The following is a 21,270-nucleotide window of genomic DNA, read 5'->3' on the forward strand; positions in this document are numbered from 1 at the left end:
TCCTGCATGCGAAGAAGAGTGTCTCTGACAGCAAACTCTTTGTATTTCCCGTTTGGCTGTTTCCACTCCCAGGTCTGGGCCAGGATGCATGATATCTGGGTCCGTCCCAGATGAAAATTCTCAGAGATGACCTGGCGGATTGCTTTCAGGTCATTTTCTGAATACTCACGGGAACGGAACTTAAAAATAATCTTCTGATCGGCCATGGAGAGAAGGTATCAAATCTCTCCCTCCGACGCCAGTTAATTTTTGCTTCTTGTTGGCAGATTTTTCAAAGGGCTAAACTGTTACCAATTGGTGAATCTCAGGACCGCTGAATCCCGGGGCTGTGCTCTTGTCCTTGGTGCGGGTTTTGTGTACCTGTCCCCTGTGGCTGGGAAACGATGATCTCCGGGCCTATGCACAGGAGGAAGACGCCATGCTGGACTCTTTTTTTCAGCTGACAAAGAACCGGACAACGGTGAGGCAGGAAGTGATCGCCGGGGTGACCACATTCTTGACCATGTCCTATGTCATCTTCGTCAATCCATCTATTCTGGCCGATGCGGGCATGGACAAGGGGGCGGTGTTTGTTGCCACCTGTTTTGCCGCTGTTATCGGAACCCTGATCATGGGAGTGGTGGCCAACTATCCCGTGGCCCTGGCTCCAGGCATGGGGCTGACCGCGTTTTTTACCTATACCGTGGTTCTGGGCATGGGGGTGGCCTGGCAGACCGCCCTGGGGGCGGTCTTTATCTCCGGGGTCGTCTTTTTGGTCTTGAGCATTCTGCCGGTCAGGGAATGGCTGATCAACTCCATCCCCAGGACACTGAAGGTGGCCATCGCCGGAGGCATCGGCTTTTTTCTGGCCATCATCGGGCTGAAAAATACTGGTATTATCGTTGCCCATCCCAGCACCCTGGTCAGTGCCGGTTCCTTGACCGAGCCCACTGTCGTGCTTTCGGTCCTCGCTTTCGCCTTGATGGCGGCCCTGCACTTCCGCCGTATACCGGGGGCCATCCTGATCAGCATCCTGGCCGCTACAGGCGCGGGGGTTATGCTGCAGCTCACCCCAGTCCCTGGTTTTGTCTCCAGGCCTCCGAGCCTGGCCCCAACCCTGCTGCAGATGGATGTTCCCGGGGCCCTGGAAATGGGCCTGCTGGCTGTTATCTTTACCTTTGTGCTCACGGATCTGTTCGATTCCGCGGGCACCCTGGTCGGAGTGACCCAGGGCGCGGGCATGGTGGACAAGCAGGGCCGCCTTCCCCGACTGAAGAATGCCCTTTTCGCGGACAGCTCGGCCACCATAGCCGGATCGGTCCTGGGGACATCCACAACAACCAGCTATGTGGAGAGCCTGGCCGGGGTTGAAGCCGGAGGACGGACCGGGCTGACCGCCGTGACCGTGGCCGTCCTTTTTCTGCTCTCCCTGTTCTTTGCTCCCCTGGCCGGAGCGATCCCTTCCTACGCCACTGCCCCGGCCCTGGTCTTTGTGGCCTGTCTGATGGCCAAAAATCTCAAAGATATCAACTGGGATGACCTCACCGAATATATCCCGGCGGTGATCACGATGCTGGCCATGCCCTTGACCTTCTCCATCGCCACAGGCATCGGTTTCGGTTTCATCTCCTATGCCCTGATCAAGACCTTGAGCTTCCGGCTCAGGGATCTGAGCCCCTCGGTTTTGACCGTGTCCGGACTGTTCCTGATCAAGTTCATCGTGGGGTAGAACGACCCATCCTCTAATATTCTGGGTTTGCGCTCAGGCTCATTCCTCTCGCTGAACAAAAGTCTTCTTGCGCGAAGCAACGTCAGTGCTTCGTGGTCAGCCCTTGTTTGACAGATCGGGGAACCCTTGATATTTTGCTATCTATATCGATACCACACTACGTATTTGTGTAGTTTTTATGAGTGCATCCATACTTTCCAGGGCCGTCCAGGTCATCGACGCGGTGAGCAAAAGCGAGCATGGACTGCGGTTTTCCGATATCGCGGCCCTCCTGTCCCATCCCAGCCCATCCACTGTGAACAAGATCTTAAAAGAGCTGACCCGGGAAAGGATTTTGGAAAAAAACGGATCCGGCCGCTATACCCTGGGAAGAAAGACCTATTTCTGGGGCCGGTGCATGGCGGCCAAGAACACGCCGATACAGATTATCCGCTCCTGCATGGAGCAGCTGCACAAGGACTTGAGCGCTTCAGTCAATCTCTTTACCTGCATAGACCAGCGACTGTTCTGTCTGGAAAGCATTGTGGATCCTGACTCGCCCGCCTTGTGGCAGGCAGGGAAGAGCCTGCCTCTGCATATTTCCGTCCTGGGCGCGGTTTTTTTCATGTCCGAAGAACAGGTTCAGGATGAAGAGTTCCTGGCTCAGGAGATGAGCCGGCATGAGGCGATGCTGGAGCTAAAGGAAGTAAAGGACGTGCTGCATCAAGCCCGCAGAAGCGACTTTCTAGACGACCGGGGCATCTTTTTCCCCGGCATGCGCCGGTTCGCCGTTCCGCTGTACGAATCGGGGCAGGTGGCCATGACTCTGGGAGTGGGGGTTATGCCGGCTAGGCTGGAGCGGGTTCCCGGACTCGGGGACCGAATCGCGGATAAGCTGCATTCAGCCAGGGCCGAGATCGAGTCATTTATAAACCCCTGACAAAGACGTTGAACCAAAAATATACCTTGGAGGGAGTATGCAATCCAAACGGCCGAACATTCTTATTATCCAGGCCGACCAACTCGCAGCCCAGGCATTGCCCTGCTACGGCAACCAGGTGGTCCAGGCCCCGAATCTGGATTCCTTGGCTGAGGACGGCGTGGTCTTCGACAGCGCCTACTGCAACAATCCCCTGTGCGCCCCGTCCAGGTTCTCCATGATGTCCGGACAGCATACATCGCGGATAGAAGCATTCGACAACGGGGCCGAATTTCCCGGGGACATCCCCACCTTTGCCCATTACCTGCGGGTCAACGGATACCAGACCTGCCTGTCCGGCAAGATGCACTTCGTGGGCGCCGATCAGATGCACGGCTTTGAAGAGCGCCTGACCACGGACGTCTACCCTGCCGACCACGGCTGGGCCCCGGACTGGAGACATCCCGAGCACCGCTTCGACTGGTGGTATCACAACATGTCCAGCATCACCCAGGCCGGGCCCTGTGAGCGGACCAATCAGATCGATTTCGACGATGAGACGGAATTCTACGCGGTGCGCAAGATATACGACGTGGCCAGAAGCGACGATGACCGTCCGTTCTGCCTGGTCTGCTCCTTCACCGATCCCCACGATCCCTACAACTGCCCCAAGGAGCACTGGGACCGCTACGACCACGAGTCCATTGATCTGCCCCGGGTGGGCACCCTCCCGGATCAGGAACTGGACCCGCACAGCCGGAGGCTTCGGGCCGCGTACCAGGCCGATGTGACCAAGATCACCAATGAAGACATCAAGAATGCCAGACGGGCCTATTACGGCCAGATCAGCTATATCGACGACAAGATCGGCAAGCTGCTCAAGGCCCTGGACGACACCGGGATGAAGGAGGACACCATCATCCTGTTCACCGCGGATCATGGGGACATGCTGGGAGAGAAGGGGCTGTGGTTCAAGATGTCCCTGTTTGAGGGCTCAGCCCGGGTGCCCCTGCTCGTCCATGCCCCCAAGCGGTTTGGGGCCAAGCGTGTGGATACACCGGTTTCCCTGGTTGACCTGCTGCCCACCCTGCTGGATGTGAGCGATGATCCGCATCTGAAAGAGCCGGCGGACACCATGGACGGGGAAAGCCTGGTCCCCCTGCTGGAGAACGGGGACGGGGCGGAAAGCCGGACGGTGATCTCCGAGTTCTTGGGCGAGGGGGCCATAGCTCCCTGCTTCATGGTCCGCAGGGAGAGCTACAAGTACATCTACAGCCAGCCGGATCCCCCGCAACTGTACGATCTGCGCTCCGACCCCGAGGAGCTGACCAACCTGGCCGGCAGCCCGGAGTACAGCCAGATCGAAAAAGAGCTGCACCAGGTTGTCCTTGACCATCAGGATCCGGAGAAGGTCCACCAAGCTGTCCTGGCCAGTCAGGACCGGAGGCGTCTGGTGTTTAGCGCCCATATGACCGGGAAACACACACCCTGGGACTTTCAGCCCGTTCACGACGCATCCATCAAATACATGCGCAACCACCTGGACTTAAATGACGTGGAAGGCAGGGCCAGGATCGATTCCAAAAAATAGACCTCAGCCGGGCCGTTGGGAATCCTTCCCTTCGGCCCGACATACACAGCCATGACTCCTCCATTCTCTCTGCTCATCAAACCGGCATCCGCGGACTGCAACCTGGAGTGCGACTACTGCTTTTACCTGCGGAAAAAAGATTTGTATCCGGAAACAGCCAGGCACAGGATGCCGGATCATGTTCTGGATCGGCTGATCCAGAGTTATATGGCCACCAGCCAGCCGGCATACTCCATGATCTGGCAGGGCGGCGAGCCCACCCTCATGGGCCACGATTTCTTCCAGCAGGCCATTGAGCTGCAGAAGAGGTACGGGCGAACAGGGGCGCGAATAGCCAACAGCGTCCAGACCAACGCCACCCTGATCACCCCCAAGCTGGCCTCTCTTTTTGCCTCCTATCGCTTTCTGCTCGGGTGCAGCCTGGACGGGCCGGCCGGGATGCACGATACGTACAGGAAGGCTCCGGGGGGCAGGCCCTCCCACCATCTGGCCGAGAAGGGCATCCGGGTCCTGCAGGAGCACCGGGTCCCGGTGAATGCCCTGGTCCTGGTCAGTCAGGCCAATGTGCATAAACCCCTTGAGGTCTACGAGTACCTGAAGAGGCAAGGGCTAACCTTCATCCAGTTTGTCCCCTGCGTGGAGTTCGACGATCAGGGCCGGCTGCAGCCGTTTTCAGTCAGCGGTCCGGAGTGGGGCAGGTTCATGCTCAGTATCTTTGAGGCCTGGATGGCCCATGACCGAACCCGAGTTTCGGTCCGCCTGTTTGAAACCATTCTGTCCAAGCTCGTGTACGGGCAGGCCGTCGACTGCTGCTTTGCTTCCAAATGCGATCATTACTTTGTGGTCGAATACAATGGCGATATTTACCCTTGTGACTTCTTTGTCTTTCCGGAGTACAAGATAGGAAACATCATGGACATGTCCTGGTCTGAAGCCCAGGATTCGCCCATCGCCCGGCAATTTGCCTCCTTGAAGCAGGAGTGGAACCCGGACTGCGATGTGTGCGGGCACAAGGACCTGTGTATGGGCGACTGCTTGAAATTTCGACACAACATGCGCAATGGATCGCGAGAAAAAAGCTGGTTATGTCCCGGTTGGAAGTTCTTCTTTTCCGAAACCCGTGAACGGTTCGAAATGCTCGCCCGTTCTATCCGGGACACTCAACCATACCCTGGCTCATACCCCAAAGGGCGGGTCTGAACCACAAAACGAGGAGGCCGATGTATGCAACCATTCAAAAACCTCAGTGTCTGTATTCTGCTGTTTGTCTTCTGTGTCTTTGCAGCGCCACCCACCCATGCCGCAGACACGCCCCAGATCAAGCTGGGCAGCATCAGCTGGCCGGGGGTGACCGTAAAGACAGAGATCGCCAAGCAGGTCCTGGAGACACTCGGCTATGATGTCGAGGTCATGGAGCTGGGCGTAGCGCCGACCTTGATGGGCGTGGCCAACGGCAATCTGGATGCCTTTCTCGGGTGCTGGCTGCCGAATCAGATCACCTACATGGAAAAGTATTTGGACAAGGGTGTGATCACCAAGCTGAGCCAGAACCTGGATCAGACCACGTATTGCCATGGAGTGCCGGAGTATGTGTGGGATGCCGGAGTGCGGTCAATGTCCGATCTGGACAAGCCGGAGTTCCGGGACAAGTTTGACTTAAACGGCAACGGCAAGCCAGAGCTCTACGGCATAGAAGCGGGCAATGTGGGCAATAAGATCACCACCCAGGCCATTGAGGAGGACACCTACGGCCTGGGAGATTGGGAGTTTGTTCCCAGCAGCACCAGCGGCATGCTCAGCCAGGTGGAACGGGCGGCCAGGAAAAACAAATGGATCGTCTTCCAGGCCTGGGAGCCGCACTGGATGGTCATTGAGTGGGATCTCAAGTTCCTGAAAGATCCTGAAGAAATCTGGCCAGGGCACGGCAGGAACACCGATGTGTGGACAGTCATTCATGCCGGATTTGAAGAGACCCATCCCAATGTGGTCACCTTCTTGGACCAGATCAAGGTCCTGCCGGAATGGCAGAGCAAGTGGATCTACGATTTCTCCTATGCGAACAAGGACCAGGAGGAAGTGGCCAGGAAGTGGATACAGGAAAACATGGATGTGATCGCCATGTGGACCTACGGGGTGACCTCAGTTGACGGCGAGCGGGCCAGGGACGTGCTCCGGGCTGAGTTCAAGTAGTATTGTTCCGGGAACATCAGATTCCTGAGAGTCACAAAGGCCCTGATCAGCACGATCAGGGCCTTTGTCGTTGTATCCGGGCAAAGCACTGACAGGACACCAGCAGGTGGTCCTGATGTTGTCAACGTCTGGAAAATACGCAAGGATTGAAGCCCGGTTCAGGAAAACCTGGTACAAACCCACATGCCTGCCAAGGCGCAGGCACGCTTAAGCTAACGAAGTATACAAACGATTTCGATACCGATACCGATACCGATACCGACTGAGAGTGGTTACCCAATCGGCTCCTGATAACTATTAACCGATAACTTATAACAGTATTTTCATACAAGACAGAAGGGAGCAGGGCAACGACTATGAGCATGCAGCACCAGGGAAACGCCAGGCCTGTCTATTCAACAGAGGACGGAAAGATGTGTCCGGGGTGCGGCCGGGCACAGGCGGACTGCGGATGCAAAACAAAGACGGCTACCCCGGCCGGGGACGGGATCGTGCGGGTGGGGCGGGAGACCAAGGGCCGCAAGGGCAAAGGAGTAAGCATTATCAGCGGACTCCCCCTGGAGGGCCAGGAGCTCGCCGGACTGGCCAAGCGGCTGAAGAACAAATGCGGCAGCGGCGGGACGGTGAAGAACGGGGTGATCGAGATTCAGGGTGATCACCGAAACCTGCTGGTCGAGGAGCTAAAGAAAGAAGGATTCACCGTCAAGCGCAGCGGGGGGTGAAGGAAATATGCTCTTGCTGTTGGTGTGAGGGGACATGCGTACTGATCTCAAGGATCGGCCCCGGAGCGTGAATGAGGCCAGGTCGGTGCAGGAGGGGGTATGAAAATTCTCTTGGTTTCCCCGAATACAGAATCAGTGAACATGCCGGTCTATCCTGTGGGGCTGCATCTGGTGGCTGAAGCGGTGCAGAACAGCGGGCACCAGGCGATGACGATGGACATGTTCGAGCACCCGGACCCCTGGGCTGCTCTGGAGAGCATGGTTCATGACTTCCAGCCCGATGCCGTGGGCATTTCCATCCGGAATATCGACGATCAGTCCAGGAAGAATACCCAGTTTTTTCTCCGAAAAAGCAGGGAAGTGGTCAGGGGGATAAGGCGGCTGACCTCTGTGCCGGTGATTGTCGGGGGAGCGGGATACAGCATCTTTCCGGACAGCGGGCTGGACTATCTGGAGGCGGACATGGGTCTGGCCGGAGAGGGTGAAATCGCTCTTCCAGCCCTGCTCCAGGCCATGGAGGGTACACGCAGGTACGAGCAGGTCCCGGGACTGCATCTGCCCCGCATCGGAGCAGCGGGGCTGAAGAGGCTGACCTCTAACCTGGATTCCTGTCCGTTGCCTGGTCCGGAAAGGCTCGAGCGGTCCAGGGTCCTGGACGAGACGTTCTGGATGCCCTATCAGACCCGGCGCGGATGCCCTCTGGATTGCAGCTACTGTTCAACCGGGAGCATTGAGGGCCGGGTCATTCGGCACAGGGATCCGGACGCGGTGGCGGCCAACCTGCTCGATTTTCAAAAATCCGGGGTGCGGCGCGTCTTTTTTGTAGACAACACCTTCAATCTACCCCGGCGGTATGCCAAAGAGCTGTGCCGGTCGATGATCCGGACCGGCCTGGACCTGACCTGGTGCGCCATTGTCTATCCCAAATACATGGATCGGGAGCTGGCCGAGCTCATGGCCCGGGCCGGCTGCTCTCAGGTCAGCCTGGGATTTGAAAGCGGCAGTCCGCCCATCCTTGCGGCCTTGAACAAGCGGTTTACCCCGGATGAAGTCCGGCACAGCTCGGACTGTCTGGCTGCGGCCGGTATCCGGCGCATGGGGTTTCTTCTTCTGGGCGGCCCCGGGGAAACTCGGCAAACCGTGGAGCAGAGCCTGGAGTTTGCCGAGTCCCTGCATCTGGAGGCCCTGAAGATCACCGTCGGTATCCGGATCTATCCGGCTACCCGTCTGGCCGGGCAGGCCCGGGAGGAAGGCCTCATTCGTCCACAAGATCCCCTGCTGCATCCCAGGTTCTACCTCAATCCGGAGTTGTCTGAATGGCTTCCGGAGTACGTCCGGGCCTGGAGTGCAGAGCGCCCCGGCCTTGTCCTTCCCTAGCCGGGATACCGGCGGTTGCCCGCTAGCGCCACTCGATTTTGAGACTCTCCCGGGGCGGGATCCGGGTATAGGTAAACTTCGGATAGCCGAGCATCAAACCGGTATATATGGCGTGCCCTTCCGGGAGGCTGAAGAAGTCGATGATCGGCTGGTGCTGGTTGGCCGCAGCCATGAAGAATCCGGCCCAGCAGGCCCCAAGACCGAAGGCCGGAGCCGCGGCTTCGATGCTGGCCGTGGCGATGGAGCAGTCCTCGACCGGCTTGATGCCGTCCCTGGACGCGTGAGCAACCAGCAGGCAGGGGGCCCCGCGGTGGATGATGTCCACTCCCTGATCAAAGGTCCGGACCACATTCTCCTGGATGTCCTTGCTCCGCATCCAGTCCACGACCATACCTGAGAGGCGGAAGATATCCTCCGGGTTTTGGAGCACAATCCAGTTGACCGGTTGGACGTTTTTGGCCGTCGGAGCCCATCTGGACAGGTCCAGCAACTCCTCCAGGAGCTCTCGGTCCACAGGCTGGCTCTTGTAGGCCCGGATGGACCGCCGGCTGCGGAAGAGCTGGACCGCCTGGTCCTTGGTCACCGCCCGGTCCGTGTCCACCTGGTCGCAGTCTTCAGCCCCCATGCCGTTAAGCGTTATGCACTCCCCGGGACAAAGGGCGATGCAGTGCCCACAGGCTATGCACCCCTCCTGAGCTCCGGGCACCACCTCGGGCACGCCGCTTTCAGTGGAGGTGAAAACCCCGAAGGGGCAGGCCTGGACGCACATCCCGCATTGCATGCAATTCTCGGAATCGATCTGTACAGTATTCATTTTTTCTCCTTTCTGTTTGGCCCCGCACAAGAGGGACCCCAAGCTTTTCTTACGAATAGCTGACCACCGGACAGCCGTTTGCCGCACAGGCCTGCATCGAGCCCAGGCAGTTCTCCACCTCCTCGAATCCGTGCTTCTTGAGTACGGACGCAGCCACAATAGCCCGCCGGCCGCTTCCACAGAAGGTGATCACCGGACGGTCCTTGGGGATTTCCTCCAGCCGCTCTTCCAGATGGCCCAGGAAGACATGCATCGATCCGCGCAGATGGCCGGCCTGGAATTCGTTTTCCTTGCGGATATCCAGAATGGTCACCTTGTCTTCGTTCTGGATGCGGCGGACGACGTCCCGGACGTGGACCGTGGGAATGCGCTCAAAGCACCGTCCGCTCGCTTCCCAGGCATGCAGGCCCTCTTCAATAAAGCCGATCACATGGTCCAGCCCGATGCGCTGAAAGTGGCGCATGGCTGTTTTGACCTGCTCGTAGCTGTCCACAATCAAGCCGATTTTCTGGCTGGGCTTAAGGAAGAAACCGGCATAAGCCGGGATCATGCTCAAGGGAATGGCCAAACTGGAAGGGATCAGGGCCCCGGCAATGGCTTCCGGCATCCGAAGATCCACAACCTGCATGCCGTCCTGTTTGGCCTGGGCAAAGTCGTCGACGGCCATGGGAGTGGGCAGGGCGCACTCGTCAAGCCTGGGGGCGTTGCCGCGGGCATTGTACTCCTCCATCACGGAGAAGTACGGGGGCTTGACATGGTTTTCCAAGCTCTTGCGCTTAACAAAGTCGGAGCGGGAGAGCTGAAGCATGGGATTGTTCAACCGCTCCAGCCCCAGTGTGGAGAATTCCCGTTCAGCCATCCCGGACCCGCACACCGATCCCGCGCCGTGGCCGGGATAAACGATGACATGATCGCCAAGGGGCAGGATCTTCTCCGTCAGGCTGGCATACAGCAGATCGGCCTTGGCCTCCTCCTGTCCCGGATAAAAGTCCGTCCGGCCCACATCCCCCACGAAGAGTGCGTCTCCGGTGAATACAGCAACCGGGTTGGAGCCGGTGGTTGTGTCCGTGAGGACCAGGGAAATGCTTTCGTCGGTATGTCCAGGGGTCTCCAGGACCCGGAGCAGGAGATTGCCGACAAAGAACTCATCGTCCTCATGCACCGGAGATCCGAAGCCGAAGTCCAGGTTTGCCCCGTGATGGATGGTGGCTCCAGTCCGTCGGCTGAGTTCCTGGGCCCCGCTGATGAAGTCCTCGTGCTTATGGGTTTCGAAAATATGGGTAATGGCTGTGCCCTGGGCGTATGCAATCTCAATATATTCCTGGCAGTCCCTCCTGGGATCGATGACTGCCGCTTGTCCCTTATCCCCCACAATATAAGAGAGATGAGCCAGGCCCTCTGATCGGACTTTGGTCAAGAACATAGCGTCTCCTTGAGTTTTGCGGTTCATTGCCGAAACATCTCTTTAGGTCATCACGAAGCTGCGGGATGTCAATATGCAGTATGCGCGATACTCTGTTCAAGGCGGGGATGAACCGGGGTGCGCAGGCCGATGGGGAAGAGGGGTTTGACAAACAGAGAACCCTGGGTGCATCTTGCGCAAGCTGGGCCAAGCCCCCGGCTTGCTTTTATGGCTGCACGCCTCCCTGTTCATGAAAAAACGTGCTCAGCAGAGTACAATCCCATAAGGAGTTCATAGTATGGCTATTTTCAATTCCATGCCCACAGGCGAAAACGGACTGCGGGAGCTCTATTCCTGGTATGATGCATTTGTGCAGACCAACAGCCAAATTGCCGAAAAAAAGGTCCTGGGCCGTTCCGAAAATGAAGGGTGGGAGATCCCGGCTGTTGTGGTCACCGACAGATCTGTTCCGGCTCAGGACAAGCAGACGGCTGTGGTGACCTTGGCCCGGCACGGACATGAACAGGGAACGCGGGTTGTCGGTCCGGAGATCCTGAACTACCTGGCCAGCGAGGAAGCCAGGCAGGTCAGGCAGCGGCAGACTGTGGTGGTTGCGCCTATGCTCAACCCCGAGGGCATGGTCCGCGAGGAGTTCAACTCCAGTATGTACGGGATTACCGAACTGGAGAAGAAAATATTTGGAGCCCTGTGCGCGGAATATGTTCCGGATATGATGATCGACTATCACAGCCTGGGAAAAACAGATGGATCAAAGTATGACCTCGGGGATATGGAGGTCATTATACCGGCCAATACCACCAAATGGGGCATGGATGAACAGATTCACCGCTTTGTGGCGGAACAGATGCAGAGGCGGGCAGAAGAGGCCGGCTGGCCCTATGAGATCCACAGTCTGGAAGACCTCAGTGCCTATTACTTCGGTGCGCCGGACGGCAGGCTTCCCCGCAGCCTTCTCAAGGAAAAGGTCTTTCTGTTGCAGATGCAGAACCCCTATGAGGCATATGATATGCCCGGCAGCCCGCCCGGGTATACAAATTACACCTGCGCCCCGGCATACATGCGCTGGCATACCCTGGTCTTCGGCATGGAGACCAACCACTGGTCGATAGGGCCGGATCAGGGACTGGGCGAGAGCGGAATGATTCCTTGCAAGGCTTTGCTGGAAATGGGAAATGAGAGGTTTGCATGGGAAAAGGATCCAGGCTATCCAACGAATATCATCTGCGGGGACTTCCGGATTTCGGTCCGTCCGGTGGGGACAACGCCCGGGGAGCGGCGGATGTCCAGGGAGAAGCTCTGGCCGGAACGGCTGTATTTCGATATCCTGAAACGGGAGATGCCGGATGCGGAGACCACGACCGCTGAAGTGCGGTATACCGGCGAAAAGCTTCCCCTGGACTTTCATCTCTGCCTGCGCATGCGGCAAAAAACTATCAGGGACGTTCTTGTCCACGGCAAAAGCGCGAGTTATGAAAACTTTGAAGATTCGTGCTCGCTGTATCTGATGATCCCGGTATGCATGCAGCAGGCAGGAACGGTTCGGGTCCGGATCGTCCATGATGCGGGCTAGCATGGCTGTTTTTGCCCGGGGCAGGGATGAGGCCGGCGGGGACAACCCCGCCGGCTCAGCTGATCAGGAGACGCTGCCGAAAAACGGCCGGGAGGGGACCCATGAATCAGGGACGTGCAGAATATTCATTTGAAACCGGGGTATACAGACCGCCAAGCGAGGGAGGAAGCAACTCTCTCCTGCTGCGGTTTACCCGCAACTGTCCGTGGAACAAGTGCGCGTTTTGCGCCATGTACAAGACCGAGACCTTTGCAAAGCGGCCGGTGGAGGAGATCAAGGCGGACATAGACGCCATGGCCGCGATCTGCGACGAGATCCTGGAGATCAGCAGCCAGCGCGGAGAGCAGGGTGTCCGCAGGGGGGCGATAGCAGAGTTTTTGGGCCGTCATCCGGATCTGGAAAATCATCCTGGGTTGTCCATGCTCCTTTCCTGGCTCATATCCGGAGCAGGAACCGCCTTTCTTCAGGATGCGAACACCATGACCATGAAAACCGAGGATCTGGTGGACGCCCTGCGGCATCTGCGGCGCAGGTTCCCTTCCATCCAGCGGGTGACCTCCTATGCCCGCTCCGGAACCATTGCCCGCAAAACGGAGGAAGAGCTCAGGACCATCCGGGAGGCCGGACTGGACCGCGTGCATATAGGGCTGGAGTCCGGAGACGACGAGGTGTTGCGGCGGGTCCAAAAAGGCGCCGATTCTGAAGTGCACATAACAGGCGGGCGCAAGGCTGTGCAGGCCGGGTTTCAGGTCTCGGAGTACTGGATGCCCGGATTGGGATGCAACGACCGATGGGAAAGCCACGCCCGGGAAACCGCCAGGGTTCTAAATGCCATCAACCCGCACTACATCCGTTCCCGGCCTTTTCGGCCCCTGCCCGGGACACCCATGTACGAGGCATACACAAAGGGGGAGCTGCGGCTATTGAGCGCCCATGATCAGCTGCGGGAGTTAAGGCTGACCATGGAGAACCTGGAGGTGACATCCAGAGTGTGTTTCGACCACATGGCCAATTATTGGCGGAACAGCAGCGGAGGGCTGCTGTTGTCCCACGACTACGAAGGCTATAAGTTTCCGGAGCAGAAGCAGCAGGTTCTGGAGCTGATAGCGGACGGCCTGCGGTGCAGGCAATACGTTCCCACGTTTTTGCAGCTGTAAACACCGATCGGTTACATGGAGGATTGCTATGGAAAACACGCCCACATTCTATCAAAAGATGCAGACAGACTATCCAGAGGTGATGAAGTCGGTTAGCCGGCTGGGAGAAGCGACCCGTGCGGAAGGGCCCCTGGACGAGAAACAGGCGCAGCTCATCCAATTGGCCGCAGCCGCGGCAATGCGTTCCGAAGGCGCGGTGCACAGCCACGCCAGGCGTGCCCTGAAGGCGGGGGCGACACCAGAGGAGGTCCGCCACGCACTCATCGTGCTCATTTCGACCATCGGCTTTCCAAACGTGGCCGCGGCTGTGTCCTGGGCCAATGATGTCATGGAGTGATCTGTTCCCTATGCCGGCTGTATCTGCGGGATATCGGACTGCATGGCTCTCATCTATCCAGGAGGCGGGACAGGCCGAGTGGGACAGGCTGGCCCAAGAGACCCCAACCCCTTTTCTGCATTGGCAGTGGCTGCACCTTTTGGAGAGGTCCAGGTCCGTTTCTTTACAAGCGGGCTGGCGGCCCCGCCATCTGGCTGTCTACAAGAGTGGACGGCTGGTGGGTGCAGCCCCTTTGTACATCAAGGACCAGAGCAGCGAAGGGGAGTTCGTTTTCGATCACCCCTGGGTCCAGTTGGCCGACAAACTGAACGTCCCGTATTTTCCCAAGATCGTGGGTATGAGCCCGTTTACTCCCATTGGGGCCTACAGCTTTCTGCTGGATCCGGGCCAAGACCGCAGGGAAGTTACAGCTCTCATGCAGGAGGAGATAGACCGGTTGTGCCTGGACAGCGGCATCGGCGGCAGCCATTATAATTTCGTTGTCCCGGGCTGGGAGCGGGAGATGCAGGAGCAGGGTTTTATCCCCTGGATCCATCCCGGTTTTGTCTGGACCAATCCGGGGTATGCCGGGTTTGACGATTTTTTGGCCCGGCTGAAGTCCAGCCGGCGGAAAACCATCAAACGGGAACGCAGCAGTCTGGCCAAGCAGGGAATTCGGATAGAGATTCGATGCGGCCAGGATATTCAGGAACAGCACCTGAGGTGGATGTACAGCTTCTACGCCCGGACCAACCTCAGGTATTTCCCCTGGAGCTGCAAGTATTTGACGGAAGACTTCTTTTCCGGCCTTGCCCGGGACTGTACGAGCCACTTGGTCTTGATGATCGCCTATGCCCGGGATCAGCGGGATCCGGTGGGCATGTCCATGCTGGTCCGGAAAGGGAAGCAGCTCTTCGGCCGCTACTGGGGCGGACAGACCGAGATCCCGTTTCTGCATTTCAATCTCTGCTATTACCAGCCCATTGAATGGGCTGTTCAGCAGGGGATAGAGCGTTTTGATCCGGGGATGGGCGGGGAACACAAGCTGTACAGAGGGTTTGAGCTGGTTCCCAACTACAGTTTGCACAAAATGTACAGTCCACAAATGCAGGAGATTATGGCCATGTCTCTGCGGGAATTCAATACGTTTCAGAACCAGCGCATCCTGGAGCTGAACAGGGAGCTGCCCTTGAAAAGGGCCTCCAGGGAGAACTATTAACCCACATGCCTGCCAAGGCGCAGGCACGCTTTTGCTAACCAAGCAGACAAACGATTTCGATACCGATACCGATTGAGAGTGGTTACCCAATCAGATCCTGATAACAATTAACGAATAACTATGAAAGTTTTTTATACAAACACAGAACTTCTGCCCCACGGCGGGGACCCGGCGTCCGGCTTGAGAACCACAACAGGAGACCATGTATGAACGGGATCTTTATCCGCTGGTTGGCCCTGACCGCGGCCATCTTGATCTGTGCCTATCTCATCGACGGGATCCAGCTCAGCAGCTTTTTCTCCGCCCTTGGGGCGGCGGCATTCCTGGGCATCTTAAATGCCCTGTTCAGGCCGGTGCTGATTCTGGTCACCCTGCCTATAAATATCCTCACCCTGGGGTTGTTCACTTTTGTGATCAATGCCGTTCTCCTGCTCATGGTTTCCGGGGTCGTTCCCGGCCTGGAGGTCAGCAGCTTCTGGTCGGCCCTGGGCGGGGCCTTGATCATATCCCTGATCAGCTGGCTGCTGAGTTCCTTTATCAGCGACAAGGGCAAGGTGGAGTATATTGAGCTCAAAAAGCGGGGCGAGCGCTGGGAATAAAACAGATTTCTCAGGGCCAAGACCGCTGAGGTGAGAACAAAGGAGTAGGCATGACCAACATTGAATTTCGTACCCAGACCCAGGAAGCCGCCTTCCACAGCCCCCTGCACGATATGGAGCTGGTCAGACAAACCCTGGAGGTGCGCTTTGACCCCCTGACTGGCCGGCAAGGCATTTACAACAGTGCCCTGGCGGATAAGGCAGCCGCCGCCTTTCCGGATACCGACTTCGATTATTTGAAACACAGGGCCGAGGCAACCCGAGGGAGATGTTTTCTCTGCCCCCCGGACTGGAAAAAGCATACGCCCACCTACCCTAAAGCCCTTATCCCCACCGGGATCCTGGAAAAGGGGCAGGCAGCCTTGTTCCCCAACCTTTTTCCCGTTGCCCCGTACCACAGCTTGATCCGGGTAGGGGATAAGCATCTGCGCACCCTGGATGATTTTCCCCCAGACCTCCTGGCGGACGCCTTCAGCGTTGCTCTGGACTTTGTGCGCGCCTGCCATGCCTATGATCCCCGCATGCGGTATGCGACCCTGAATGCCAACTATCAGCTCCCGGCCGGGGCCAGTCTGATGCACCCCCATTTCCAGATCCTCAGCAGTCCGGAACCAAGCACGCATCATGCCCAGCTTCTGGAAAAAAGCGCCGAGTACCGGGCTAAAAACAGGAGATCCTACTGGCTGGATCTGGTGGAGGAGGAAAAGAATCGCGGGGAGCGCTGGATCGGACGGATCAACCAGTCCTGCTGGATGACCTCCTTCGCGCCCATGGGCCAAAACGAGGTCCTGGCAGTTTGGCCCGGGCGGCAGAGCTTTTTGGACTGGTCTGAACAGGATGTTTGGGATCTGGCCGCGGGCTTGAGCCATGTGCTCAGGGTCTGGCACGAGATGAAGCTCTCCAGCTTTAACTTTTCCTGCTTCAGTGCGCCGTTGGGAGAGGACAGTCCGCATTTTTGCTCTGTCCTGCGCATGGTGACCAGGCAGAACGTGGTTCCGGATCACAGAACAGATGATTATTTTCTGCAAAAGCTCATGCACAACGATATGATCATCACCAGGCCGGAGCGTTTGGCCCAATGGATGCGGGAAGGATTTCCCGGTCAAGCCGGATGACGAGGTCTCGCCCTTTTCAGCTCGAACAGGGCAGAAAAAGGGAGGTCATATGCAGATTCTGGCTTGTAAGGCCGGTCGTGGGGGCAAGACCGGGGATGCCGCGGGTCACTCACTGCTTATATCCACGGCCCTGCCGTTTTTTTGGGCAATGACCCGGCTGTATTTCTCGACATCCACCAGGGTGTACGCGCCAAATGAAGAGAGCTTTAGGTAGGCGTAGTGCACATAATCGTCGATTCGGCCGTAAATGTCGGGATAGGCCTGGGCATAGACCCTGCCGTGGACAACCCCCAGTTTGATGGGCTCATAGATGATGGTCACATCCTGCTCTGGCCGGACCCTGGCGAATAAGGGCTGGATGTGTTCTGGATAGAGCCGGATGCAGCCGTGGGTGGCCAGGCGGCCTACAGACCAGGCAATATTGGTCCCGTGCAGGCCGTAGCCGGACTGCCCCAGGCTGATCCAGTAATCTCCAAGGGGATTATCCGGACCTGGAGGCACGACCTGGGTTCCGTATTTCTTTTCCAGGGACTTGGGGACGTACCAGGTTGGATTTTTCCGTTTCGCCCCTACCTTGAATCTGCCCACCGGGGATGGATTGTCGGTCGTTCCTATGCCCAGGGGGTAGGTGGTGACCAGCTCGGCGTCCTTCTTGGACCTGAAATGATAGAGCCTGAGCTCCGGGAGGTTGATCACAATTTCCGCGGCACCATTGGGAGGCACAATCCATTGCCGGGGAATGGTCAGCTCCCGGCCGACTGGAGGAATCCAGGGGTCGATTTCTGGGTACAGGCGCTGCAGCTCCAGAAATCCAAGGCCGTGGCTGCGGGCTATATCCAAAAGCGTCTCTCCCTCCCGGACCACGTGGGTCGCCGGCATCCCCACCACGGTCCCGGTCTCTTTGCCCGCATGCTGTTCCGGGGCAGGCGGTGGAATGCGATACGTGGATTCCGGGCCGGCGGCCGAGGCGGAGGCAGCAAGCATCCAGCACAGAAACAGTATGGATGCCAGGAGGGGGCTTGCAAATGAAGGGAAAAAGTACTTCGCTTTTTGCCCCCTGCACTCGGCAGCGCGGGAAGTAATCTCCAGCTCGCGTTGTAAAGCTTTGGTTCGGGGGCTCCGGGTGGGAGTGGCAAAAAAGGGGATCATGGCGTTAGGGCAAAAATAAGGTTCTTCGACGTAGCCTGTGGATTTTTGGAGTTTGCCGTCTCTTCTGTGTGCCCACTTTCGGCCCGGTATTTTCTAAGCCCCGCCAAAGGGGGATCCCTGCCCCCTCCAGGCACTCACATGATGGTCATTGCCTTCAGATGGACTGAGCATATCATGCATGTGAGTGCCTGGTTTCCCCCTTTTGGCGGGACCAAGAAAATGTGCGGGCCTGCCGCTCACGGCACACAGAAGAGACGGCAAACTCTTATGTAGGCAATTCCACTTTCTGTGTCGAAGAGCCAAAAATAAGGGGGCTGCACCGCTCAAGGTTGGCCCCCTTGCTTTGAATAGGTCGCTGCCACGGGTGCACCCGGGGCTCACAGCAAAAGCCGTGTACACCCGTGGGTCAGCTTACGAGTTATTTGCTGGTCAGCTTCTCGAAGATCTTTTCGCTTTTTTCGGCCATCTGTTCGGCCTTGTCCGCGGACTGCTGGGCGTCCTGGGCCGCCATTTCGGCCATCTCAGCATTTTCCTCGGCGCTCATGCTGTAGTCTCTGGCCTCTTCGGCATCCACTTGGGCTGCTTCGGCGGTTGACAGAGCCTGGTTGGAGGTCTCTTCCACCTGCTGCAGCCTTTGCTGCAGGTTCTCCATTTTGGACGACGTGGCACAGCCGGTCAGGAATACCCCGGCCAGAAGTACGCAGAATACCAGCCCCAGCCATTTGGTGTGCATCATTTTCTTCATCGTGTACCTCCTTGATGAATCTGTCGGTTAATCCATGGACGAACCTGTACCTGGACAGGACTTCCTGTCGTCACGGCAAACTTCGCCCCAAATCACATATCTTTTTAGGAAATTAAATGGCGGATATCGGCTTGTCAAGCATTATCTCCGCCTGGAGCCCAAGATGTGCGTGGTGTTCACCATAGCAAAAGCAGCTAACCGTTTAGCCCCCTGAACGAATACAAGGGAACAGCACGTTGACCGGCACCCGGAACTCGAGTACGAGACAGACGTAATCGTTCAGTCCCCTTCCCAAGGTCCCCTGAACAAACCGACATGCCCGGAGCGGGCACGCTTTCGCTAACCAAGCATACAAACGATTTCGATACCGATACCGACTGGCAGTGGTTACCCAATCGGATACTGATAACCATTAACTAATTTTCATACAAATCCACATGCCTGCCAAAGCGCAGGCACAACGAAGCATGAAAATAACACATCCTGTAAAAACAAGACCTTAGAGCATTATTTTCATACAAACCCACATGCCTGCCAAAGCGCAGGCACAACGAAGCATGAAAATAACACATCCTGTAAAAACAAGACCTTAGAGCATTATTTTCATACAAAAACAAGACCTTAGAGCATTATTTTCATACAAATACAGACAGAGGACTGCATTGCGAGCAGTTTCCGGCTCGCAGACAGCGTGCACCTGAGTTGAGAATACGCAAAATTCCTGCATGCAAGGATGGACCAGCTTGTAAGTTCCGGAAGCAAGGAGGACCGTGGTATGACATTTAAAGGGATCGATTTTTTCAATCTGGATGATGAGCTGAGCAAAGAAGAAAAGCTTATCCGGCAGGCGGTCCGGGATTATTTGGCAAAAGAGATCGAGCCGCTAGTTGCTGAAGCTTTTCATGCCGAAAAGCCGCTTAACTTTACGGCGATTGCCTCTCAAATGGGAGAGCTGGGAATGCTCGGGGCGTTTCTTCCCCAGGAGTACGAATGTCCGGGCGCAAACTATGTGGAGTTTGGGCTCATATGCCAGGAGGTTGAACGGGTGGACAGCGCGCTCAGGAGCTTTGTGGCCGTTACTTCCGGGTTGGTCATGTATCCTATTTGGCGCTTCGGCAGTGAAGAGCAGAAGAAGAAGTACTTGCCCCGGCTGTCCAGAGGGGAAATCATCGGATGCTATGGATTGACTGAGCCCAACCACGGCTCCGACCCAGTTTCTATGGAAACCACGGCCCAAAAAGACGGCAGGGAATGGATTCTGAACGGGACCAAGACCTGGATCACAGAGGCCGATATAGCTGATATTGCTGTCGTCTTTGCTCGAGACACATCTGATGACAAAGTCAAGGGGTTTATCCTGGAACGGGGAACAAAAGGCTTTACCCAGAGCAACATCGACAGAAAGGGGTCCATGCGGGCCGGTGGGGTCGGAGAGCTGGGCTTGGTCAATTGCCGGGTCCCGGAGGAGAACAGGCTTCCCGAGGCCCAGGGCATAAAAGCCCCGTTCATGTGCCTGAATCAGGCCAGGTACGGCATATCCTGGGGGGCACTCGGGGCGGCCATGGACTGCTACGAAACGGCTTTGACCTATGCCCGGGAACGGAAGCAGTTCGGCCGGTATCTGGCTTCCTGCCAGCTGGTCCAGCAAAAGCTGGTGGACATGTTCATGGATATCAGCAAGGGGCAGCTGGTGTCCTACAGGGTGGGACGGCTGCTGGATGCTGGCCAGGGGTCTCATGTCCAGATCTCCTTCGCCAAAAAGAACAATGTGCTCACGGCCCGCCGGTGCGCCCGGACGGCAAGGGATATGCTCGGCGCGAACGGCATATCTCTGGACTATTCTCCAATCCGACACATGGCCAACATAGAGAGTGTGTTTACCTACGAAGGGACGAACGATATCCACACCCTGATTCTTGGCGGGCACATCACCGGACATCCGGCGTTCGCCTAGCACTGCAGCGAGAGCGGCGAAGCCAGCTCAGAAGCCATGTTCAGGCCGATGACAGCTGTATGTCGGGCTGCTTTTGACGAAAGGAGCAAAGAAATGTATGTGCATGGCGTCTAATCTCAGACATATCTTATCAATTACACCTGCTGACATTGGCGGAGGGAGCCGTCTGTTCGCTCCAGCCTGGATGGTGCATTCCGTACTCTGATCAGCAACCATCAAACCCAATGCGGGGAGGACGTATGAACATTCTGGTCTGTGTAAAGCGAGTACCGGACACGGCCGAGAACGAGATCGAGATCAACGCGGCCGGGAACGACATTGAGCGTGACGATCTGGTTTACTCGGTCAACGAGTGGGACAACTACGCGGTGGAAGAGGCCATCCAGTTACGAGACAAGCTGGGGGGCAGCGTGACCGTGGTCACGGTTGGCGACGAGGACTCGGAAGAGGTCCTGCGCCGGGAGATGGCCATGGGCGCGGACAACGGTATTCTGCTGTCCGACGATGCCTTTGCCGGCTCGGACGGGAAGGGTGTGGCCAAGATACTCAAAGGGGTTGTGGAAAAGGGCGGTTACGACCTGATCCTGACCGGAGCCCAGGCCGACGAGGGCGCGGCCCAGGTAGGGGGGATGCTGGCGGCCATGCTGGATTATCCGTACGCCTCCCTGGTCAACGCCATTGAGGTGGTGGATGATTCCAAGCTGAAGGTGGGCCGGGAGATCG

General features: G+C 57.3%; 20 protein-coding genes. 15 read left to right on the forward strand and 5 right to left on the reverse strand.

The annotated features are described in order from the left end of the window. Positions 1-206: hypothetical protein (locus tag N902_RS20255; protein ID WP_034622821.1), on the reverse strand; the 206-nt coding region annotated here is incomplete at its 3' end. A gap of 212 nt (positions 207-418) precedes the next feature. Here N902_RS20255 and N902_RS0112840 point away from each other — a divergent pair. From N902_RS0112840 to N902_RS17870, 7 genes are all read left to right on the forward strand, one after another. Next, positions 419-1,708 (forward strand): NCS2 family permease, encoded by a 1,290-nt coding sequence (locus N902_RS0112840; RefSeq protein WP_027371244.1) that lies wholly within the window; start codon positions 419-421, stop codon positions 1,706-1,708. A 178-nt stretch (positions 1,709-1,886) separates the two neighbouring features. Then, positions 1,887-2,627: an IclR family transcriptional regulator gene (locus tag N902_RS17860; protein WP_051564576.1), complete on the forward strand. Its 741-nt coding sequence runs from the start codon at positions 1,887-1,889 to the stop codon at positions 2,625-2,627. A gap of 37 nt (positions 2,628-2,664) precedes the next feature. Then, positions 2,665-4,197 (forward strand): choline-sulfatase, encoded by a 1,533-nt coding sequence (betC, locus tag N902_RS0112850; protein WP_027371245.1) that lies wholly within the window; start codon positions 2,665-2,667, stop codon positions 4,195-4,197. 51 nt (positions 4,198-4,248) lie between these two features. After that, the gene (locus tag N902_RS17865) at positions 4,249-5,397 is read left to right on the forward strand and encodes an anaerobic sulfatase maturase (RefSeq protein ID WP_051564581.1); all 1,149 of its coding nucleotides are present in this window, start codon (positions 4,249-4,251) and stop codon (positions 5,395-5,397) included. 24 nt (positions 5,398-5,421) lie between these two features. After that, a complete protein-coding gene (locus N902_RS0112860) occupies positions 5,422-6,387 on the forward strand; it encodes a glycine betaine ABC transporter substrate-binding protein (protein WP_027371246.1) in 966 nt (321 codons plus the stop codon). Positions 6,388-6,743: 356 nt separating this feature from the next. Beyond that, the gene (locus N902_RS0112865; protein ID WP_027371247.1) at positions 6,744-7,109 is read left to right on the forward strand and encodes a translation initiation factor Sui1; all 366 of its coding nucleotides are present in this window, start codon (positions 6,744-6,746) and stop codon (positions 7,107-7,109) included. A 99-nt stretch (positions 7,110-7,208) separates the two neighbouring features. After that, entirely contained in the window at positions 7,209-8,486 is a 1,278-nt protein-coding gene (locus N902_RS17870; RefSeq protein ID WP_051564577.1) for a B12-binding domain-containing radical SAM protein, read from the forward strand. Positions 8,487-8,508: 22 nt separating this feature from the next. Here N902_RS17870 and N902_RS0112875 read toward each other — a convergent pair whose 3' ends face one another. Both N902_RS0112875 and N902_RS0112880 read right to left on the reverse strand, forming a co-directional pair. Beyond that, positions 8,509-9,387 (reverse strand): nitroreductase family protein, encoded by an 879-nt coding sequence (locus N902_RS0112875; RefSeq protein ID WP_279614665.1) that lies wholly within the window; start codon positions 9,385-9,387, stop codon positions 8,509-8,511. Continuing rightward, complete coding sequence (locus N902_RS0112880; protein ID WP_027371249.1) at positions 9,350-10,723, reverse strand: MBL fold metallo-hydrolase; 1,374 nt, start codon at positions 10,721-10,723, stop codon at positions 9,350-9,352. Before N902_RS0112880 ends, N902_RS0112875 begins: the two co-directional genes overlap by 38 nt. A gap of 277 nt (positions 10,724-11,000) precedes the next feature. Here N902_RS0112880 and N902_RS0112885 point away from each other — a divergent pair, with 277 nt between their 5' ends. From N902_RS0112885 to N902_RS0112910, 6 genes are all read left to right on the forward strand, one after another. Continuing rightward, positions 11,001-12,293 carry a M14 family zinc carboxypeptidase gene (locus N902_RS0112885; RefSeq protein WP_027371250.1) on the forward strand — a complete coding sequence of 431 codons (1,293 nt, stop codon included), beginning with the start codon at positions 11,001-11,003 and terminating at the stop codon, positions 12,291-12,293. Positions 12,294-12,394: 101 nt separating this feature from the next. Next, on the forward strand, positions 12,395-13,450 hold the full coding sequence (locus N902_RS0112890; protein ID WP_027371251.1) for a radical SAM protein: 1,056 nt from the start codon (positions 12,395-12,397) through the stop codon (positions 13,448-13,450). Between the two features lie 28 nt (positions 13,451-13,478). Continuing rightward, complete coding sequence (locus N902_RS0112895; RefSeq protein WP_027371252.1) at positions 13,479-13,787, forward strand: carboxymuconolactone decarboxylase family protein; 309 nt, start codon at positions 13,479-13,481, stop codon at positions 13,785-13,787. 10 nt (positions 13,788-13,797) lie between these two features. Then, complete coding sequence (locus N902_RS0112900; protein WP_027371253.1) at positions 13,798-14,985, forward strand: GNAT family N-acetyltransferase; 1,188 nt, start codon at positions 13,798-13,800, stop codon at positions 14,983-14,985. A gap of 206 nt (positions 14,986-15,191) precedes the next feature. Beyond that, positions 15,192-15,584: a phage holin family protein gene (locus N902_RS0112905; protein WP_027371254.1), complete on the forward strand. Its 393-nt coding sequence runs from the start codon at positions 15,192-15,194 to the stop codon at positions 15,582-15,584. Positions 15,585-15,634: 50 nt separating this feature from the next. Next, the gene (locus tag N902_RS0112910; protein WP_027371255.1) at positions 15,635-16,699 is read left to right on the forward strand and encodes a hypothetical protein; all 1,065 of its coding nucleotides are present in this window, start codon (positions 15,635-15,637) and stop codon (positions 16,697-16,699) included. A 105-nt stretch (positions 16,700-16,804) separates the two neighbouring features. On the opposite strand, the gene N902_RS0112915 is transcribed toward N902_RS0112910, so the two are convergent. Both N902_RS0112915 and N902_RS0112920 read right to left on the reverse strand, forming a co-directional pair. Continuing rightward, positions 16,805-17,683, reverse strand: a complete 879-nt coding sequence (locus tag N902_RS0112915) for a L,D-transpeptidase family protein (protein WP_161635190.1) — start codon at positions 17,681-17,683, stop codon at positions 16,805-16,807. A gap of 583 nt (positions 17,684-18,266) precedes the next feature. Then, positions 18,267-18,593: an Lpp/OprI family alanine-zipper lipoprotein gene (locus tag N902_RS0112920; protein WP_027371257.1), complete on the reverse strand. Its 327-nt coding sequence runs from the start codon at positions 18,591-18,593 to the stop codon at positions 18,267-18,269. A gap of 775 nt (positions 18,594-19,368) precedes the next feature. Here N902_RS0112920 and N902_RS0112925 point away from each other — a divergent pair. Together N902_RS0112925 and N902_RS0112930 are read left to right on the forward strand one after the other, a co-directional pair. Then, positions 19,369-20,547, forward strand: coding sequence for an acyl-CoA dehydrogenase family protein (locus N902_RS0112925; RefSeq protein WP_027371258.1), 1,179 nt, complete (start codon positions 19,369-19,371; stop codon positions 20,545-20,547). Positions 20,548-20,786: 239 nt separating this feature from the next. After that, positions 20,787-21,270 (forward strand): electron transfer flavoprotein subunit beta/FixA family protein (locus N902_RS0112930; protein ID WP_027370570.1); only part of this gene is annotated, 484 nt, incomplete at its 3' end.

The organism is Desulfovermiculus halophilus DSM 18834, assembly GCF_000620765.1.
GTDB classification, from domain to species: Bacteria; Desulfobacterota; Desulfovibrionia; order Desulfovibrionales; family Desulfothermaceae; genus Desulfovermiculus; species Desulfovermiculus halophilus.

Coding starts and splice junctions, on each gene's coding strand:
- N902_RS0112925 (WP_027371258.1), top strand. CDS start 19,369: ATGACATTTAAAGGGATCGATTTTTTCAATCTGGATGATGAGCTGAGC.
- N902_RS17860 (WP_051564576.1), top strand. CDS start 1,887: ATGAGTGCATCCATACTTTCCAGGGCCGTCCAGGTCATCGACGCGGTG.
- N902_RS0112910 (WP_027371255.1), top strand. CDS start 15,635: ATGACCAACATTGAATTTCGTACCCAGACCCAGGAAGCCGCCTTCCAC.
- N902_RS17865 (WP_051564581.1), top strand. CDS start 4,249: ATGACTCCTCCATTCTCTCTGCTCATCAAACCGGCATCCGCGGACTGC.
- N902_RS0112895 (WP_027371252.1), top strand. CDS start 13,479: ATGGAAAACACGCCCACATTCTATCAAAAGATGCAGACAGACTATCCA.
- N902_RS0112890 (WP_027371251.1), top strand. CDS start 12,395: ATGAATCAGGGACGTGCAGAATATTCATTTGAAACCGGGGTATACAGA.
- N902_RS0112905 (WP_027371254.1), top strand. CDS start 15,192: ATGAACGGGATCTTTATCCGCTGGTTGGCCCTGACCGCGGCCATCTTG.
- N902_RS0112865 (WP_027371247.1), top strand. CDS start 6,744: ATGAGCATGCAGCACCAGGGAAACGCCAGGCCTGTCTATTCAACAGAG.
- N902_RS0112915 (WP_161635190.1), bottom strand. CDS start 17,683: ATGCTTGCTGCCTCCGCCTCGGCCGCCGGCCCGGAATCCACGTATCGC.
- N902_RS17870 (WP_051564577.1), top strand. CDS start 7,209: ATGAAAATTCTCTTGGTTTCCCCGAATACAGAATCAGTGAACATGCCG.
- N902_RS0112880 (WP_027371249.1), bottom strand. CDS start 10,723: ATGTTCTTGACCAAAGTCCGATCAGAGGGCCTGGCTCATCTCTCTTAT.
- N902_RS0112900 (WP_027371253.1), top strand. CDS start 13,798: ATGCCGGCTGTATCTGCGGGATATCGGACTGCATGGCTCTCATCTATC.
- N902_RS0112920 (WP_027371257.1), bottom strand. CDS start 18,593: ATGAAGAAAATGATGCACACCAAATGGCTGGGGCTGGTATTCTGCGTA.
- N902_RS0112860 (WP_027371246.1), top strand. CDS start 5,422: ATGCAACCATTCAAAAACCTCAGTGTCTGTATTCTGCTGTTTGTCTTC.
- N902_RS0112885 (WP_027371250.1), top strand. CDS start 11,001: ATGGCTATTTTCAATTCCATGCCCACAGGCGAAAACGGACTGCGGGAG.
- N902_RS0112840 (WP_027371244.1), top strand. CDS start 419: ATGCTGGACTCTTTTTTTCAGCTGACAAAGAACCGGACAACGGTGAGG.
- betC (WP_027371245.1), top strand. CDS start 2,665: ATGCAATCCAAACGGCCGAACATTCTTATTATCCAGGCCGACCAACTC.